General features: G+C 70.4%; 18 protein-coding genes. 6 read left to right on the top strand and 12 right to left on the bottom strand.

Features of this window, described 5'->3' with window-relative positions; genetic code table 11:
• Window positions 1-4: 4 nt before the first annotated feature.
• Together AC07RV_RS21780 and AC07RV_RS21775 are read right to left on the bottom strand one after the other, a co-directional pair.
• Complete coding sequence (locus tag AC07RV_RS21780; protein ID WP_057593609.1) at window positions 5-505, bottom strand: MaoC family dehydratase; 501 nt, start codon at window positions 503-505, stop codon at window positions 5-7.
• Window positions 502-1,872 carry an MmgE/PrpD family protein gene (locus AC07RV_RS21775; RefSeq protein ID WP_296789360.1) on the bottom strand — a complete coding sequence of 457 codons (1,371 nt, stop codon included), beginning with the start codon at window positions 1,870-1,872 and terminating at the stop codon, window positions 502-504. The genes AC07RV_RS21780 and AC07RV_RS21775 overlap by 4 nt, the downstream gene beginning before the upstream one ends.
• Window positions 1,873-2,019: 147 nt before the next feature.
• On the opposite strand from AC07RV_RS21775, the gene AC07RV_RS21770 reads away from it, so the two are divergent.
• A complete protein-coding gene (locus AC07RV_RS21770) occupies window positions 2,020-2,916 on the top strand; it encodes an HpcH/HpaI aldolase/citrate lyase family protein (protein WP_296789361.1) in 897 nt (298 codons plus the stop codon).
• A gap of 9 nt (window positions 2,917-2,925) precedes the next feature.
• Here the strand turns inward: AC07RV_RS21770 and AC07RV_RS21765 are convergent, their stop codons facing one another.
• From AC07RV_RS21765 to AC07RV_RS21720, 10 genes are all read right to left on the bottom strand, one after another.
• A complete protein-coding gene (locus AC07RV_RS21765; RefSeq protein WP_296789362.1) occupies window positions 2,926-3,663 on the bottom strand; it encodes an IclR family transcriptional regulator in 738 nt (245 codons plus the stop codon).
• 8 nt (window positions 3,664-3,671) lie between these two features.
• Window positions 3,672-4,133: a YiiD C-terminal domain-containing protein gene (locus AC07RV_RS21760; protein ID WP_296789363.1), complete on the bottom strand. Its 462-nt coding sequence runs from the start codon at window positions 4,131-4,133 to the stop codon at window positions 3,672-3,674.
• Window positions 4,134-4,165: 32 nt separating this feature from the next.
• Window positions 4,166-4,351, bottom strand: coding sequence for a hypothetical protein (locus tag AC07RV_RS21755; RefSeq protein ID WP_296789364.1), 186 nt, complete (start codon window positions 4,349-4,351; stop codon window positions 4,166-4,168).
• A gap of 24 nt (window positions 4,352-4,375) precedes the next feature.
• Window positions 4,376-4,990, bottom strand: a complete 615-nt coding sequence (locus AC07RV_RS21750) for a hypothetical protein (protein ID WP_296789365.1) — start codon at window positions 4,988-4,990, stop codon at window positions 4,376-4,378.
• A 35-nt stretch (window positions 4,991-5,025) separates the two neighbouring features.
• Complete coding sequence (locus AC07RV_RS21745) at window positions 5,026-5,217, bottom strand: hypothetical protein (protein ID WP_296789367.1); 192 nt, start codon at window positions 5,215-5,217, stop codon at window positions 5,026-5,028.
• Between the two features lie 31 nt (window positions 5,218-5,248).
• Window positions 5,249-6,283 (bottom strand): tripartite tricarboxylate transporter substrate binding protein, encoded by a 1,035-nt coding sequence (locus AC07RV_RS21740; RefSeq protein WP_296789369.1) that lies wholly within the window; start codon window positions 6,281-6,283, stop codon window positions 5,249-5,251.
• Between the two features lie 38 nt (window positions 6,284-6,321).
• Window positions 6,322-7,755 (bottom strand): sensor histidine kinase, encoded by a 1,434-nt coding sequence (locus tag AC07RV_RS21735; protein WP_296789370.1) that lies wholly within the window; start codon window positions 7,753-7,755, stop codon window positions 6,322-6,324.
• Between the two features lie 7 nt (window positions 7,756-7,762).
• Window positions 7,763-8,428: a response regulator gene (locus AC07RV_RS21730; protein WP_296739584.1), complete on the bottom strand. Its 666-nt coding sequence runs from the start codon at window positions 8,426-8,428 to the stop codon at window positions 7,763-7,765.
• A 59-nt stretch (window positions 8,429-8,487) separates the two neighbouring features.
• Window positions 8,488-9,519, bottom strand: a complete 1,032-nt coding sequence (locus tag AC07RV_RS21725) for a Bug family tripartite tricarboxylate transporter substrate binding protein (RefSeq protein WP_208508058.1) — start codon at window positions 9,517-9,519, stop codon at window positions 8,488-8,490.
• Window positions 9,520-9,627: 108 nt separating this feature from the next.
• Window positions 9,628-10,359: a GntR family transcriptional regulator gene (locus AC07RV_RS21720; RefSeq protein WP_296789372.1), complete on the bottom strand. Its 732-nt coding sequence runs from the start codon at window positions 10,357-10,359 to the stop codon at window positions 9,628-9,630.
• A 92-nt stretch (window positions 10,360-10,451) separates the two neighbouring features.
• Here AC07RV_RS21720 and pcaB point away from each other — a divergent pair, with 92 nt between their 5' ends.
• From pcaB to AC07RV_RS21695, 5 genes are all read left to right on the top strand, one after another.
• Window positions 10,452-11,828: a 3-carboxy-cis,cis-muconate cycloisomerase gene (gene pcaB / locus AC07RV_RS21715; protein ID WP_296789373.1), complete on the top strand. Its 1,377-nt coding sequence runs from the start codon at window positions 10,452-10,454 to the stop codon at window positions 11,826-11,828.
• Between the two features lie 24 nt (window positions 11,829-11,852).
• Entirely contained in the window at window positions 11,853-13,208 is a 1,356-nt protein-coding gene (locus AC07RV_RS21710) for a cation:dicarboxylate symporter family transporter (RefSeq protein WP_296789374.1), read from the top strand.
• 22 nt (window positions 13,209-13,230) lie between these two features.
• Window positions 13,231-14,637: a class II fumarate hydratase gene (locus AC07RV_RS21705; RefSeq protein ID WP_296789387.1), complete on the top strand. Its 1,407-nt coding sequence runs from the start codon at window positions 13,231-13,233 to the stop codon at window positions 14,635-14,637.
• Between the two features lie 277 nt (window positions 14,638-14,914).
• Complete coding sequence (locus AC07RV_RS21700) at window positions 14,915-17,056, top strand: sensor histidine kinase (protein ID WP_296789377.1); 2,142 nt, start codon at window positions 14,915-14,917, stop codon at window positions 17,054-17,056.
• Entirely contained in the window at window positions 17,053-17,790 is a 738-nt protein-coding gene (locus tag AC07RV_RS21695; protein ID WP_208510620.1) for a response regulator transcription factor, read from the top strand. The genes AC07RV_RS21700 and AC07RV_RS21695 overlap by 4 nt, the downstream gene beginning before the upstream one ends.
• Window positions 17,791-17,864: the final 74 nt, after the last annotated feature.

Here is a 17,864-nt window from a genome sequence, read left to right as displayed (position 1 = left end):
CGTTTCAGTTCCTCGTTTTGACCAGGTTCGTGCGCTTGAAGGCGATGACCTCCTCGCCGCGTTGGTTGCTGCCGCGCGTGTGCCAGGTGACGATGCCGTAGCCCGGGCGGTTGCTCGCCAGGCGCGCGGCCACCACTTCGGAGCGGGCCTCGAGCGTGTCGCCCGGATAGACGGGCCGCAGGTAGCTGAGCTCGTCCACGCCGAGGAAGGGACCGCCGCCCTCGGACAGGTCTTCCACCGACAGGCCGAACACCGTGTTGAACACCAGCAGCGGATTGACCGGCGTGGTCGGGTGGCCATGGGCCTGGGCGAAGGCCTCGTTGGTGTAGTGCGGGTTGTAGTGCAGCGTCAGCGTGGAAAACAGCGTGTTGTCCGCGGCCGTGACCGTGCGGCCCCAGTGGTGCGCGAAGCGGCGGCCGATGTCGAAATCCTCGTACCGGTTGCCGCGTGTCCTGGGCCTGGCCTCGGCCTTCAGGCGTTGGACCGTGATGTCGTTGGGCGTCATTGAATCGCTTCGATCAGGGAGTGGAGATGGGGGGAGGTGGGGAGCGCCGCGACCGCCTGCGCCAGCCGCTCGAAGCGCGTGGCGCCGATCACCGGCTCGGCGATCGCGCGCGCCTTGGCATGCAGGCGTTGCCATTGCGCATCGAGGTCGGTGGCGGGAATGGCGACATTGGCCTGCGCGCTCAGCACCCGGCCATCGCGCGTGCGCAGGGTGGCGGTCGCGGTGTCGCGCTGCTGCGTGTCGGCGACCTCGAGCGTCACGCGCTCGCGCGCCCGGCGCCAGCGCGGATCGCTTGCCGTCTCGTCGGTGTAGAGACCGAGCGCGGCGGTGTCGGCGCCGTCCAGCGCCAGCGCGGCCAGGTGGCGGATCGAGAACTTGAGCTCGAGCCCGGTCGCCGGGGCCTCGATGTCGCAGACGCCGCGGTGGTTGCCTTCGCCCGAAACCGTCAGCGTCATCGTTTCCAGGTCGTCGAGGCCGACGCCGTGGCGCGCGCGCAGTTCGCGGATGGCCTCGATCGACGAGTGCGTGAGGTAGCAGGCGGCGTGGTACTTGAACAGCGTGCGCTCGATCGCGAAGCCGGACGTGGTGTCGATGGTGGCGGGGAAGGGGTTGAGCTCCGGTGCCAGCGTGCGCGCGAAACCCTGCGCGCCCTCGATCGCCTGTTCGTTGGCGGTGAAGCCGCGCGCCGCGAGCTGCGCGGCCATCAGCCCGTTCATCGCGGCCTTGCCCGCGTGCAGCGGCTTGGCCATGGTGCCGAACATCGACTTGAGCCCGGCGGCCTGCGTGGCCGCGAGGCCCAGTGCATGCGCGGTCCGCGACGGGTCGAGCCCTTGCAGGTGGGCACAGGCCGCCGCGGCGCCCAGCGTGCCGACGGTGCCGGTCGCATGGAAGCCGTGGCGGTAGTGGCTCGGGCCCACCATCTCGCCGACGCGGCTCTCGATCTCGTGGCCGACCACCACGGCGCGCAGCAGCGCGAGGCCGGAAGCGCCGCGCGCCTGTGCCAGCGCCAGCGCCGCGGGCACCACCGGCACGCTGGGATGGCCGAACATGCGCGAGGCCACGTCGTCGAAGTCAAGGGCATGGCCGGCGGCGCCGTTGATCAGTGCCGCATCGACCGGCCGTGCACGGCGGCCGCTCGCGATCAGCGAGGAGGCTTCGCCGCCGCTGCCGCCGTATTCCTCCGCGAGTATCCGCACCAGCGGTTCGCTGCTGCCGGCGATGGTCACGGCGAGCCAGTCGAGCATCACATGCCGCGCCCATTCGAGCGCCAGCGGCGTGATCGCCTGCTGCGCGCCGCCGCCGATCCATTCGGCCAGCAGCCGCGTGGCCTCCACGTCCTTCGTCACGCCGGTGTGCGCTTCGCTCATCTTTTTCCTGCCGTCTGGTTGTCTCGTTCGCTGAAGTATCCGGGCGAGCGTCGGCGAAAAGCATCATGGATGTGATGGTTGAAGATTCGCGAGAACCATCACATATGCGATGGAGGGCACGCGAGCGAAGCGGCAGACTGCACGCCCATGAATGCACTTCAGCACCCACCGCGCCGCTCGGCGCTCTACGTTCCGGCCTCCAATCCACGCGCCCTCACCAAGGTCGGCGGCCTCGATGCCGATGCCGTCGTCTTCGACCTCGAAGATGCCGTCGCTCCCGAGATGAAGGAGGCGGCGCGCAGCCACCTGCTGCAGGTCCTCGAGGCCGGACGGCCCGGGCCGTACTACAGGGTGGTGCGCATCAACGCCATCGGCAGCGCGGATTTCGATGCCGACATGCGCACCGTGGCGCGCTGCCGCCCCGATGCGTTGCTGGTGCCCAAGATCGGCAGAGCGAACGACGTGCGTTTCCTGTCGGAGGCCGCGCTGCGCCATGGCCTGGGCGCTGAACTACGGCTATGGCTGATGGTCGAGACGGCCGACGCGCTCGCGGCGCTCGACGACATCGTGCGCGCCGGCCTGGGCGCGCGGCCGCGGCTCGAGGCCCTCGTGGTCGGCACCAACGACCTCGCGAAGGAAACCGGCGTGTTCGCGGGCGACGGCCGTCGCTACCTGATGCCCTGGCTCATGGGTGTCGTATTGAGCGCGAAGCGGCATGGCGTCTGCGTGCTCGACGGCGTCTGGAACGACTTCGCCGACACCGAGGGCTTCGATGCGGAGGCGTTGCAGTCGTCGCGCATGGCCTTCGACGGCAAGACGCTGATCCACCCGTCGCAGATCGCGCCGGCGAACGCGGCCTTCTCTCCCTCGGCGGCGGCGCTCGAGGAGGCGCGAGCGATCGTCGCGGCCTTCGAACTGCCCCGCCATGCGGGCGCGGGCGTCATCAACCTCGAAGGCCGGATGGTCGAGCGGCTGCACCTCGCGCAGGCGCAGCGCCTGCTGGCGATGCAGGCGGCGATCGAATTGCGCGGCGAGGGTCGCTGAGCGCCGCGCTCAACAGTTGCCGGCGGCGGCCAGCAGCGCGGGCAGCAGTTGCTTGCGCCGCTGGTGCAGCCGATCGACCGGCGCACCGATCCCGATCGCCAGCCGCTGGCTGCGGATCTTGGTGGGGATCAGGGTGGCGATCACGCCCGCGCCCGAGGTCGCGAGATTGGCCGATTCGTACCAGCCCTGTTCGCGCGCCTGCTCGACCGCGCGCAGGGTCTGCGCGATCCGTGCGATCGGGCCGCTCTTGCCGCGCTCGGCGTTGTAGCGCCGCAGCAGCAGCTCGATCTGCTCGTCCTTCATCTCGCTCAGCAGCATGATGCCGATGGCGGCGTGGTGCATGGGCCGCTTCACGCCCGGCGAGGGCGAGAAGCGCAGCGCGTGCTGCGACTGGATCACCGAGATGTACTGCATCGAGAGGCCGCTCTTGCGCCCGAGCAGCACCGACTCGCCGGTCTCGCTGGCCAGGCGGCGCAGCGTGTCGTGGATCGTCTCGCGCTGGCCCGGCATGCGCGTGGCCCATTCGCAGAGGAACGCGACCCGCACCGACGGGCAGTAGCTGCGCGTCGCGCGCTCGTACTCCATGTAGCCCTGGCTGGCCAGGGTCTTGAGCAGCATCGAGACGCTCGATTGCGGCGCGCCCAGCTTCTGCACGATCTCCGCCACGCGCAGCGGCCGCTGCTCGGCCTCGAACAGCTCGAGCAGTTCGAAGACCCGCACCGCGGATTTCACGAGGGTGTTCTGCATGGCCGTTGCTACGCGGTCGGTTCGGGCGGCGGGCGCAGCGCCACGAATTCGCCCGTCAGCCGCCCCACGACCTGCCCGCCGTATTCGAGCTGCGACGACACCGAGATGCGGGCCTTGCCCTTGCGCGCCAGCATGCGCGCGAACGGCAGCCACTGCGCGGGTTCGTCGAAGGCCGAGCGCGCGATGAAGTCGCCCTCGATCGGCAGCTCGTAGGCCATCGTGTTGCGCTGGATCACGAGCCGGCTGGCCAGGCCCTCGGCCGTCAGCCGCGTGTTGAGCAGCGACCAGGCCGCGAGGATCGCGACCGCCGAGGCGCTGCCGCCGAACACGGTGTCGCGGTGGTTGATATTGGGCGCGAGCGGTGCGCGCAGCACCACTGCATGCGGTGCCACCGAGGCGACGGACACGGCCATGGCCTTCGAGAGCGGGATGTGGTCGTGGAGGTAGTGCTCCAGGTCTGCGGGGTTCAATGCGGTGGTCTCTTCGGGATGTGTGTTTTGTGCTACTTCGGCCGGTGCGTGTGCATGAGGTCCCACGCCAGGCCCGCGGCCCAGCCGATGCCCACGAGCCAGGCGCCGAGCTGTACGGTGTCGATGTCGGCCGGTGCGAACCAGTGGACCGCGAGGCCGACGAGCAGGCCTGCCGCTGCGCCGACGCAGGAGGTGGGGGAGACCAGGGCTTCGAGCATGTGCGGATTCTGTCGGGTGATGCATCAGCGGCCGTCGGGCAAGGAAGTCCGCAGCGCTTGTTGAAAAGAAAGGTCCTCTTCCTCTGCGATCTTGCGCGGCACGAACAGGGGCTCCCCATTCTTGGGGCCATAGCCCACGGCGCCGCTGTCGACGATGGCGCCGATGATTGCTCCGCTCATGGCGCCGGCCACCGTGGCTTGGCCGACGGAGAGCGAGCGGGTCTGCTCCTGGAGCATGACGAGCGTCGCGTCGTCGGCCGGCACACGCTGCCCTGGAAAGTTCGGCAGATAGAAAAGACGCATCGTCGATTCAGTCTCCTTGTGCTTCGCGAGCCAGAACCCGCCGATGGCGAGCGGCTCTTCCGGCGCTCCCTGATCGGTCGCGTGGCCGCCTAGAACGAGCAACGGACCTTCGCCGATGTAGTAAGTGCCGCCCAGGTCTTCCATGAATGCCTTGTAACGGCCGGGCCTGAGTGCGTGGTAGTACCTCGGACCTGACGGGGCGCCCGATATTGCGGTGAAGACCTGTTTTTCCCGAAGAACGAGAGAAGGCCCATCGATGCGTTTGAGATGGGGATCGTGCGAAGCACAGCCGGTGAGCGCGGCGAGCAGCAGGGAAACAAGGGCCATCCACTTCATTCGTCTTCTCCTGTCACCGGTGTCTAGCCGGATGTTCATTTGCGCGCCCGCACCCGCCCCCGCTTGAAGCGCAGGAACACCCCGATCGCCAGCGCCGCCAGGATCCCGCCGAGGATGAATTGCCCCAGCGCCGCGGCCACCGCGGCGCCGGACACCAGGCCGAAGCCGATGAGCGTTTCGAGCAGCTGCAAGGCCGCGTCGAGCTTCGAATGAAGGTAGCGTTTCATCTCGTGTCGCCGTTGCCGTTTGTGATCCGTCTCAAGGATTCCACCGCCGCAGCCCCAGTGCTTCCGCTTGCTGCCGATACGCCTGGATGCGTTCCCGCACATAGGCATCGAGCGCGGCCCCCGTGAGCGCGAAGGGATAGAGCCCATGCCGCTCGCGCAGCGCAGCATAGCCGGGCGCGGCCATGGCTTCCTCGAAGGCGGTGGTCCAGGCGCGCAGCGCGGCGTCGGGCACGTCGGCGCTGATGTAGAGGCCGCGCACGGTGGGCCACACGAGGTCCACGCCCTGTTCGCGCGCGGTCGGCACGCCCGCGAGCGCGCCGCCGAGCCGCGCTTCCGACAACACCGCGAGCAGGCGCACGGCGGTGCCGCCGGCCATGGCCTGCAGCGCCTCGGCGGCGTCGCCCGCGAACACGTCGACATGCCGGCCCTGCAGCGCGCCGAGCGCATCGCCGCCGCCTTCGAAGGAGACGAAGCGCATCGCGCGGTGGTCGCCGCCGGCGGCGCGCACCAGCAGCGCGGCCTTCACCCAGTCCTGGCTGCCGACGGTGCCGCCGGCGCCGAACACGATGCGCGACGGCGACTGGCGCAGCGCGGCCATCAGCTCGCGCAGGCTGCGGTAGGGCGAATCGCGGTGCACCACGACCACGCCGTAGTCGGTGCCGAGCGCGGCGACCCAGCGCACGGCGCTGGTCGGATGCGGGCCGAAGCGACCCTGCGCGAGGTTGAGCAGCGAGCCGCTCGAGAACGCGACCAGCGTGCCCGGGCCGCCGAGGCGGCCGGTGGCGATGCGGTCGAAGGCGACGGCGCCGATGCCGCCCGGCAGGAAGCGCTGCGCGAGCGGCGCGCGTGCGGGCCGCACGGCCTGCAGCGCGTCGCGCGCGAGCGCGCAGGTGAGGGCGAAGCCGCCGCCGGCCTTGGCCGGGATGATGCATTCGGCCGCGGCCTGCGACGGATCGGCCGGATCGAGCTGCGGCGCCGCGAAGGCGCGCATCGCGCCGCCGGGCAGCAGCAGCGCCGAGAGCGCGCGCAGCGCGTGGCGTCGAGGGTGATCGATGCGGATCGGCATGGCGGGGATTCTTGCCGCGAAACGAGGCGCGAAGGCGCTCAGGCCGTGCCCGGCTTCGGCCACCAGATGATGGCATGCAGCCCGCTGCCGCCCTCGCGTGCCTCGAGCCGCAGTTCGCCGCCATGGCGCTGCGCGATCGAGCGCGCGATGGCCAGGCCGAGCCCGAAGCCGCCCTTGCCGGCGCGCGCGCCGCGTCGGAAGCGCTGGCCGAGCTGGGCGCGTTCCTCCTCGCCGAGGCCGGGGCCGTCGTCCTCGACATTGAGGCTCCAGCCGGCCGCGTCGCCGGCCGCGAACACGGTGATGGTGCCCTCGGCCGGCGTGTAGGCGATGGCATTGGCGACGAGGTTGGTGAGCGCCTCGCGCAGCAGCGCGCGGTCGGCCACCGCAACGAGTTCGACATGCGCATGCCCCGCGGCATCGTCGGGCGCCTGGATGCCGAGGTCGATGCGCTTGGCGCGCGCCTGCGGCAGCAGGTCGACGGCCACCTCGCGCAGCAGGCCGGAGAGCTCGAACGCGGCCGGCGCCACGGCCACGGTGTCGCTGCGGCCCAGCGCCAGCAGCTGCTGCGCGCTGCGCGTGGCGCGGCCGATCTCGGTGCCGAGCGCGTCGAGCGCGGCGCGCACCTGCAGCGGATCGTGCTGGCGCTGCGCGTAGTCGGCCTGCATCTGCAAGGTGGTGAGGTGGGTGCGCAGCTGGTGCGAGGCATCGTCGAGGAACTGCCGCTGCTGCGCCACCAGGTCCTGCGTGCGCGACATCTGGCGGTTGACCGCGGCCACCAGCGGCCGCACGTCGGCGGGCAGGTCGGTGTCGGCGATGCGCGTGAGGTCGTCGGGCTTGCGCGCCTCGACCTCGCGCGCGAGGCGCGACAGCGGCCGCAGCGCCGCCGCCAGCGCGGCACCGGTGCCGAACACCAGCAGCGCGAGCACCAGCGCGTCGCGCAGGGCCGCGCTGCGCACGAAGCGGGTGCTGAATTCCTGGCGCGAGCGCGTGCTCTCGCCGACCTGGATCAGCACGCTGCGTCCGGCGCTTCCCGCGGGCGCGCGGTCGAGCTCGCGCCGGTAGGCCGCGAGCCGCACGGCCTCGCCGAAGTACTCGGCGTCGTAGAAGGCCGGCACGCCGAGCGCGAGCGAGGCAGGCGGCGCGGGCAGGTCGGCGCTGCCGAGTTCCACTAGCCCGTCGGAGGTGGCCACGCGAAAGAACACCTGGCCGCTGGCCGTGAGCTCGAAGAACTCGAACATGGTGTAGGGCAGCTCGACCGAGAGCCCGCCCGAGGCGGTCGAGATGTTGGCGTCGATGGATTTGAGCGCGCCGAGCAGCGAGCGGTCGTAGGCCGCGTTGGCCGACGCGAGCGCATCGTGCCGCGTGCGCCACAGCTCGATGCCGGTGACGGCGATCAGCGCGGGCAGCAGCAGCAGCGCGAGCCGCTGCCAGAGGCTGGCGCGGCGCAGCCAGGCGACCGAGGAACGCACCATGCCGTCTTCAGTCCGCCTCGAGCACGTAGCCCAGGCCGCGCAGCGTGACGATGCGCACGCCGCTGCCGTCCAGGCGCTTGCGCAGCCGGTAGACCAGCACCTCGACGGCCTCGGGATGCACCTCCTCGTCGTCGGAGAACACGCGCTCGAGGATCTGCTGCTTCGACAGCGGCTCGCCGCTGCGCTGCACCAGCACGCGCAGCACCGCGAGCTCGCGCGGCGACAGCGCGAGCGCCTCGCCGGCCAGCGTGAACTGGCGCCGCGCGCCGTCGTACACCAGCGGCCCGCAGGCCAGCCGCGGATGCTCGACGCCGCGCGCGCGGCGCACCAGCGCATGCAGCCGGGCCTCGAGCTCGGCCAGCGCGAAGGGCTTGGCGAGGAAGTCGTCGGCGCCGGCATTGAGCGCGCTCACGCGCTCGTCGAGCGAGTCGCGCGCCGTGAGGATCAGCGCCGGCAGCCGCTGGTCGCGTTCGCGCAGCCGCTGCAGCACCGCGTGGCCGTCGAGCCCGGGCAGGCCGAGGTCGAGCACCAGCGCATCGTGGTCGCGCTGCTGCAGCGCGCGGTCGGCCAGCCGGCCGTCGTCCACCCATTCGACCTGGATGCCCGCATGCTCGAGCGCCTTGCTGAGCCAGGTGCCCAGGGTGTGTTCGTCTTCGGCCAGCAGGATGCGCATGGGGCGACTGTAGGGCGCGGCGGTGCCGCCGCCCAGGCGGCTTTCCCGCAGGGCCGTGCTCAATCGGGCTTGATGCCCGCCCGCGCGATCACCTTCTGCCAGCGCGCCTGCTCGCTCGCGATGAACTGCGCGAACTGCTCGGGCGTGCCGCCCACGGCCTCGGCCGCGTCGCCGGTCAGGCGGCGCATCGACTCGGGCGACTTCACGGCGCTCATGGTCTCGGTCGAGAGCTTGGCGAGCTGGGCCGGCGTGATGTTGGCCGGCGCGAGCATGCCGTACCACTGCGTCATCTCGAAGCCCGGGAAGCCCTGCTCGGCCACGGTCGGCACGTCGGGCAGCTGGGCCAGGCGCTTGGCCGAACCGGTGGCGATGCAGCGCACCTTGCCGGCCTTGATGAAGGGGATGACCGCCGCCGCGCCGATGGCCGAGGCGTCGAGCCGGCCCGAGAGCAGGTCGGTCACCATCGGGCCGGTGCCGCGGTAGGGCACGTGCAGCATGAAGACCTCGGAGGTCATCTTCAGGTATTCGAAGGCGAGGTGGCCCGCGCTGCCGTTGCCGGCCGAGCCGTAGCTGAGCTTGCCGGGCTTGCTCTTGGCATAGGCGATGAACTCCTTGAGGTTCTTCGCGGGCACGTCGGGGTGCACCACGTAGAGGCTGGGCACCTTGGCCAGCAGGCTCACGGGCTTGAAGTCCTTGTTCGCGTCGTAGGGCAGTTTGGCGAAGATGTAGGGGTTGACCGCCAGCGTGCCGATGTGGCCCAGGATCAGCGTGTGCTGGTCGGTGCTGCGCGCCACCTCGCTCATCGCGATGTTGCCGGCCGCGCCGGGCTTGTTGTCGACGAACACGCTCTGGCCCAAGGTGCGCGACAGCTCGACCGCGGTCGAGCGCGCCACGATCTCCGAGCTGCCGCCCGGCGCGAAGGGCACGACGAAGCGCACCGACTTGTTGGGCCAGGTGTCGTCGGCGCGCGCGAGGCCGGCGAAGCCCGGCAGCAGGCCGCCGAGGGCGAGGGCGCCGCCCGATTGCAGTCCGGATCGCAACCATTGGCGGCGGGTGGGCGAGCCCAGGTCATGGGGAAGGTCGAGGCGCATCGGTCTTGTCTCCGTGGTTTTTCGGGAAGGCCGCATGGTGCCTGGGGCTGGCTGTCGGAATGCTGTCAGTCCCGCCGGCGGCCGCGCAGCAGGTTCATTCACACCTTCTCAACCCTTCGCGCGCTGCAGGTGCGTGGTGATGAAGAAGCGTTCGCCCGGGTGCGTGGCGACCGAACTCACGAGCACCTCGCCCTCGGCATCGAGATAGCGCCGCAGGATCTGCAGCGTCGCGCTGCCTGGCTCGATGCGCAGCTTGCGCGCCATCGCCGCCGAGGCGTCGACCGCGCGCACCTGCTGCACGATCTCGGCCACGCGCAGGCCGTAGTGCTGCTCGAGCAGCGCGCTGACCAGCGTGTCGGGCGCGGCGCGCACCAGCGCCTCGAGCGCCGCGTACTGGGTGTCGACGTAGATGTCGGTCCAGCCCAGCGGCAGGCCCTGCGGGCCTTCCTCCATGCGCAGGCTCGAGATGCGCAGCCAGCGCGTGCCTTCCTCGCAACCGAGCAGCCGCGACAGCGCGGCATTGCTCGCGATGGTGTCGATCTCGGGCGCCAGGCGCAGGTGGGCGGCGCCGTACTGCATCAGGTCCTCCACCGAGGCCAGCGACTGCTGGAAACCCATGCGCGCCACCGTCGACTCGACGCGCGTGCCCACGTTCTTGCGCCGCGACACCAGGCCCGCGTCCTGCAGTTCCTGCAGCGCCATGCGCACCGTGTGGCGGCTGATCCCGTAGTGGTCGCGCAGCTCGAGTTCGGTCGGCAGCAGCGAGCCCAGCGGGAAGCGGCCCGAGGCGATGCCTTCCTTCAGTTCCTGGGCAATGTCGGTGAAGCGCGGCTTGTTCATGGTGGCTCGATTTTGACCTAAGGGTAAACCCTATTCATGCATATGTCCGAACATATTAAATTAAATATGTCCGAACATATCAAGGCCCGTCCATGTCTTCCGCCTCCCTCCCGATGGCCAGCACCGTCGTCGATTCGATCCTTTTCCGCGACGCCTTCGGCACCGCGCCGATGCGCGCGCTGTTCTCCGACGTGGCGCTGATCCAGCGCTACATCGACGCCGAGATCGCGCTGGCGCGCGCCGAAGCCAAGGTGGGCGTGATCCCGGCCGACGCGGCCGAGGTCATCGCGCGCGAGTCGCGCATCGAGCGCATCGACTTCGACCACATGCGCCACGAGACGGACATCGTGGGCTACCCGATCCTGCCGCTGGTGCACCAGCTGGTCGCCATGTGCGGCGAGGCGGGCCGCTACGTGCACTGGGGCGCGACCACGCAGGACATCATGGACACGGCCGTCGCGCTGCAGGTGCGCGATGCGCTCGACCTGGTCGACGCCGAGATCCGCGAGCTGCGCGCCATCCTGGCCGACCTCGCGCGCAAGCACCGCGACACGCCGATGGCCGGGCGCACGCACCTGCAGCAGGCGCTGCCCGTGACCTTCGGCTACAAGGTCGCGATCTGGCTCGCCATGTTCGACCGCCACCAGCAGCGCCTGGCCGAGCTGCGCCCGCGCGTGGCCGTGGTCGAGTTCGCGGGCGCGGCCGGCACGCTGGCCTCGCTGGGCGACAAGGGCTTCGAGGTGCAGGCGGCGATGGCCGAGGAACTGAAGCTCGGCGTGCCCGCGACCACCTGGCACGTGGCGCGCGACGGCTTCGCCGAGGCGGTGAACCTGCTGGCGCTCATCACCGGTTCGCTCGGCAAGATCGCGCTCGACATCATGATCATGGCCTCGACCGAGTTCGCCGAGGTCTACGAGCCCTTCGTCAAGGGACGCGGCGCGAGCAGCACCATGCCGCAGAAGCGCAACCCGATCTCCAGCGAGCTGATGCTCGCGGCCTCGAAGGCGGTGCGCCAGCATGCGGGCCTGATGGTCGACGCAATGGTGCAGGACTTCGAACGCGCCACCGGCCCCTGGCATGCCGAGTGGATCGCGATTCCCGAGAGCTTCATCCTCACGGCCGGTGCGTTGCACCAGGCCAAGTTCGCGCTCGGCGGGCTGATCGTCGACGAGGCGCGCATGAAGCACAACCTCGGCATCAGCCGCGGCCTGATCGTGGCCGAGGCCGTGATGATGGGCATGGCGCCGCACATCGGCCGCCAGCAGGCGCACGACGTGGTCTACGACGCCTGCCGCATCGTCAACGAGAAGGGCGGCACGCTGGCCGAAGCGCTGGCGGCATTGCCCGAGGTCACGGCGCATTTCGACCGCGCGGCGATCGATCGCCTGACCGACCCCGCCAACTACCTGGGCCTCGCGCCCCGGATGGTGGACCGCGCGCTGGCGCTGTCCGCCCAGGCCCGGGGCTGAGCCCGGGCACCCAAGGAGACAACCATGCTCAACGATTCCACCCTGGTCGCGCCGCCGAAGAAGCTGCCCTGGTACCGCAAGCTCGGCATGCAGGTGCTGGTCGCGCTGCTGCTGGGCATCGCGGTCGGCTTCGTCTTTCCGAAGTTCGCGGGCCAGCTCAAGCTGCTCGGCGACATGTTCCTGTCGCTCATCAAGGCGGGCGTGGCGCCGCTGGTGTTCCTCACCATCGTGCACGGCATCGCCTCGGCCGGCGACGTGCGCAGCGCGGGGCGCGTGGGCTGGCGCTCGCTGGTGTACTTCGAGGTGATCTCGACCATCGCGCTGGTCATCGGCCTGCTGGCGGGCAACCTGCTGCAGACCGGCAAGGGCATGGCCTCGGTGGCCGGCGCGGCCGCGGCACCTGCGGTGAAGGCCGCCGCGCCGCAGGGCTTCCTCGAGTTCATGGCGCACATCGTGCCCGACAACTTCGTCGGCGCCTTCGCCAAGGGCGAGCTGCTGCAGGTGGTGGTGCTGGCGGTGATGGTGGGCATCGGCATCCTCGCGATCCCCGAGAGCCGGCGCGAGAAGATCAACGGCGGCCTCGACATCATCTCGGAGGTGCTGTTCTCGTTCATCAACCTGGTGATGAAGCTCGCGCCCATCGGCACCTTCGGCGCTGTGGCCTATTCGGTGGGCAGCAACGGCTCCGCGGTGCTGGTGGCGCTGGCGCAGCTGGTGCTGAGCTTCTATGCGGTGATCGTGCTGTTCATCGCGGTGGTGCTGGGGCTGGTCGCGAAGTTCGCGGGCTTCAGCCTGTGGCGCTTCCTGCGCTACATCAAGGACGAGATCCTGATCGTGCTGGGCACCGCCTCCTCGGAGAGCGCGCTGCCGCGCCTGCTCGTGAAGCTCGAGCGCCTGGGCTGCGCCAAGCAGACCGTGGGCCTGGTGCTGCCCACGGGCTATGCCTTCAACCTCGACGGCACCTCGATCTTCATGGCCATGGGCGTGATGTTCATCGCGCATGCCTACGGCGTGCCGCTCACACTCGACCACCAGATCGGCATCCTGCTGCTGATGCTGCTGACCTCGAAGGGCGCGGCCACGGTCTCGGGCGGCTCGTTCGTGGTGTTCGCGGCCACCGTCACCTCGACCGGGCTGCTGCCGGTCGAGGGCCTGGCGGTGATCTTCGGCGTCTACCGCTTCCTGTCGATGGCCATCTCGACCTGCAACGTGATCGGCAACAGCGTGGCCACGGTGGTGGTCGCCAAGTGGTCGGGCACCTTCGACGCGCAGCAGGCCGAGCGCCACCTCTACCCCGAGCGTTACCCCGACACCGCACGGGCCGACCAGGACCTCGACGACGGCGTGGCGCCCGTCGACGCCCATGCCGCGCGGGCTTGACGCCATGACTGCCATGACCGCCATGACCGCCATGCGCATCGAACACGACGCCTTCGGCCCCGTCGAGATTCCGGCCGACCGCTACTGGGGCGCGCAGACCCAGCGCGCGCTGGGGGTCTTCGAGATCGGCGAGGAGCGTTTTCCCGCGGGCCTGATCCACGCCTTCGGCCTGCAGAAGATGGCCGCGGCGCGCGCCAACCTGCGCTGCGGCGCGCTCGACGCGGCCAAGGTGGCGCCGATCCTCGAGGCCGCTGCCGAGCTGCGCGACGGCCGCTTCGACGACCACTTTCCGCTCACCGTGTGGCAGACGGGCTCGGGCACGCAGACCAACATGAACGCGAACGAGGTCATCGCCAACCGCGCGAACGAACTGCTGGGGCAGCCGCGCGGTACCAAGTCGCCGGTGCATCCCAACGACCACGTCAACGCCTCCCAGTCGTCGAACGACAGCTTCCCGACCGTGATGCACATCGCGACCGCGCTCGAACTGCGCCAGCGCCTGCGGCCCGCGCTGCAGTTGCTGCAGCAGCGCCTGCACGAGCGCAGCGAAGCCTTCGCGGACGTGCTAAAGATCGCGCGCACCCACCTGATGGACGCGGTGCCGATGACGCTGGGGCAGAGCTTCGACGCCTTCGCGCGCCAGGTCGGCCACGGCATCGACCGCATCGACGCCACCTTCGCGCGGCTGCAGCTGCTGGCCCAGGGCGGCACCGCTGCAGGCACCGGGCTCAATGCGCCGCCGGGCTTCGATGCCGCCTTCTGCGAGGAACTGGGCGCGCTCAGCGGCATCGCCTTCGCGCCCAACCCCAGCAAGTTCGAAGGCATGGCCTCGCACGACGCGCTGGTGGAGGTGTCGGGCGCGCTCAACGTGCTCGCGACCTCGCTCGTGAAGATGGCCAACGACCTGCGGCTGCTGGGCTCGGGCCCGCGCTGCGGCCTGGGCGAGCTGCGCATTCCGGACGACGGGCTCACGAGCTCGATCATGCCGGGCAAGCGCAACCCGACCATCGCCGAGGTGGTGGTGCAGGCCGGGCTGCAGGCCATGGGCAACCACCTCACCATCACCATGGCGGGTGCCTCGGGCAACTTCGAGCTCAACGTGGCCAAGCCGCTGATCATCCAGAACCTGCTGCAGTCGATCCGCGTGCTGGCCGATGCCTCGCGCGTGTTCGCCGAGCGGCTGGTGAAGGACATCGAGCCCGAGCGCGCGCGGCTCGCGGCGAACGTCGACAACGCCTTGCTGGCGGTGACGGCGCTGAACCCGGTGCTGGGCTACGACCGCGTGGCGCGCATCACGCGCGAGGCGCTCGCGCGCGGCATCACGCCGCGGGCGGCGGCCATCGCCTTGCAGCTCATCGACGGCGACGCGTACGACCGGCTCGTCGATCCGGCGGCGATGGCCAGGCCCGCGGGCACCGCTGCGGCCTGAGGGACCCGGGCGCCGGGCCGAGGGTCCGCGAAACAGCAGGGTGAAAGAAAAAGTAAGGTGCAAACTCCGCAGCCGCGCCCCAGAATCCGGGGCGAAACGGCGGCGGAGTCCGCGCGGCGATGGCGCCCGGCCTCCACCCATCCCGAGGGCGGCGAGCAGGCGCCACGGATGCCGGTAGTTCCAGAACCCCTGACGGACGAGCACACCCATTCCCGCGAAGCCCCGCATGAATTCGAGGACCCGGACGGCCACTTCATTCATGGCGCCATGCCGGACGATGTTCGGGTTGCGGTGCGCCGCGATCCGCGCGGCGCTGGGACTCGCCTGGTTGCTGCTCGCGTGCCTGGCGCTGCCGAGCCATGCGCAGCCGGGGCCGCTGCGGCTCGATGCCGGCCTGAGCATGTTCGAGCGCAACCTCGACGGGCGTTCGCAGGCCTACTACGACGCCACCGGCCAGCTGACGCGCGAGCAGGTGGCGTCGTCGCCCTACCAGGAGCGATTCGAGACGCTGCCGGGCGCCCTCAACGGCGGCTACGCCCGGGGCGCGTGGTGGGTGCGCTTCCAGGTCCAGGCTTCGCCCGCGGAGGTCGAGCGCCCGCTCGAGAGCGGCTGGTGGTTGCGGCTCAATGCACCGTATGTCGACTACCTCGACGTCTGGTGGCCCGATGCCGGCGCCGGCGCGAGCGGTGGCTTCGCGCACCGCGCGCTGGGCGGGATGCGCGCCAGCGCCCAGCGCGAGATGCCCTGGTCGATCTCGGCCGTGCGCCTGCCCGCGCAGCCCGATACCGAGCCGCGCTGGGTCTGGGTGCGCCTGGCGGGCGACCGCACCCTGAGCCTCGCCGGCGGTGTCTCGCCGCTGCGGGAACTGGCCACGGTGCAGCAGCGGCTCAACTACGCCGACGCGGCGGTCGTCGGCATGGCCCTGTTGATGGCGGTGGTCAGCCTGATGATGGGCATCGCGCTGCCGGACCGCCGCTTCATCGCCTACGCCGGCTACCTGGTCACGCTCGGCCTGCTGTTCGGGAGTTCGGAGGGCATGCCGGCATTCCTGTGGCTGCAGAACAGCCCCGTGGCCGCCGTGCGGCTGCACAACTTCTCGGTCTGCCTGCACACGGCGGCGGCGTTCGGCTTCGCCCGCGTGCTGCTCGACATGGAGCGGCAGTTCCCGCGCATGAACCGCGTGTTCCAGGTCATGACGCTGGTCTGCCTCGCGGCGTGCGCGGTGGCCATCGCCGGCGGCTACGGGCATGTCGCGCGGCCGCTGAACCTGGCGTGGGTGGTCTTCGCGGCCTGCGTGGTGCCGATGTGCGTCATGGCGCTGCGCCGGAACATCCAGGCCTGGCCGGGGCTGATCGGCTATGCGATCTACTTCCTGATGGGCTCGGTGCACTTCGCGAAGAACCTGCAGTGGCTGCCCTACACGCAGCTCACGCAGTACAGCTACGTGTTCGGCAGCATCCTGCACATCATGGCCTTCTTCTTCGCGCTGGGCTGGCGCGTGCGCCATCGCGAGCGGCGGGCGCTGTCGCTGTCGCTGCGGCATCGCGCGCGGCTCGCGCGGCGCGTGAACGAGCGCACGCGCGACCTGCGCCAGGAGATCGCCGAGCACCATCGCACGCACGACCAGCTGGCGCTGGCGTTGCGCGAGCAGCGCGGCCTGCTGGCCATGGTGTCGCACGAGTTCCGCACGCCGCTCGGCACCATCGGCGGCTCGGCGCAGATCCTCTCGGACGACCGGCTCGGGCTGGCGCGCGAGGAGGTCAAGAAGGAGGCCGAGAAGATCAGCCGCACGGTCTTTCGCATGCGCGACCTGGTCGACACCCTGCTGGCCGACGAATGGCTCGATGCCTCGAGCAACAACCTGAGCCTGGCGCCGATCGAGCTCGCGGTGTTCCTGCGCGAGAAGATCGAGGAGCACAACGAAGGCGTCGCCGGCGGGCGCATCTCGCTGCAGCTCGACGCCCGCGAGCTGCCGGTGCTGGCGGACGAGACGCTGATGCACATCGCGATGGACAACCTGCTGACCAACGCCATCAAGTACGCGCCGCCGCATTCGCCGGTGCGCGTGCGCGCCGGCATCCGGCGCTGCCGTTCCGATGATTTTCCCGAGGGCGACGCGATACCGGGCGTCTGCATCCAGGTGTGCGACGAAGGCCCGGGCTTCATGCCGCAGGACCTGACGCACGTGTTCGAGCGCTTCTATCGCGCGGCCGGCGTGCGGCGCATTCCGGGCATCGGGCTGGGCCTGCACATGGTGCACCGCATCGCCACGGTTCACGGTGGCAGCGTGGTCGCGTCCAACGGGCCCGGCGAGGGCGCCGTGCTGACGCTGACGCTGCCGCTGCTGGGCAGCGCCGAGCCGCCGGAAACCCGTCGTGCGACCGCGATGTCGATGGCCGACCCCGGAGGCGGCCGATGACCGCCGCCACCCGCGTGCTGGTCATCGAGGACGACGAGGACCTGCGCGACACGGTGCTGCGCTACCTGCGCGGCGTGGGCATGCTGGCCCATGGCGTGGACAGCGCCGAGAAGCTCGACGCGGAACTGGAGCGGCAGGATTTCGATGCCGTGGTGTGCGACGTCAACCTGCCGGGCGAGGACGGATTCAGCGTGCTGGCGCGGCTGCGATCGCGCAGCGCCATGCGCATCGTGATGCTGACCGCGCGCGGCATGCTGAACGACCGCCTGCATGGACTGGGACTGGGCGCCGACTACTACCTGGTCAAGCCGGTGAACCTGCGCGAGCTCGAGATGGTGCTCAACAACCTGCTGCAGCGCAGCCAGGAAACGCCGGGGCAGGGGACGCGCGAGCCCGGTGTCGCGGAGGCCGGCGAACTCGCCGTGCACGCGCCCTGGCGCTATCACTACACCACCTGGCTGCTGCTGTCGCCCACCGGCCAGCGCGTGCAGTTGTCGAACGCGGAAGCGCGGCTGCTGCAATGCCTGATCGAGCAGCCGCGCGAAGTGGTGGACCGCGGCACGCTGCTCGCGGCGATGGGGCGGCCCGGCCTCGAAGCCTACGAGCGCAACCTCGATGTCACGGTCTCGCGCCTGCGGCGCAAGGCCGAGCAGGCCAGCGGCGAGAAGCTGCCGATCGTCGCGGTGCGCGGCGAGGGCTACAGCTTCCAGGGGGATGCGCGCATCGAGCCTTGAGCCAGGCGAGTACCAAGGCATTCCTTTGTCGGCGAGGCCACGGTTTTCCGGAGGGATTTGCGGGCGCATTGCAA

It is taken from the genome of Variovorax sp. GW821-FHT09B01, from assembly GCF_059418345.1.
The sequence above is the reverse complement of the archived record's forward strand: the minus strand, read 5'-3'. Positions and strand labels throughout refer to the sequence as shown.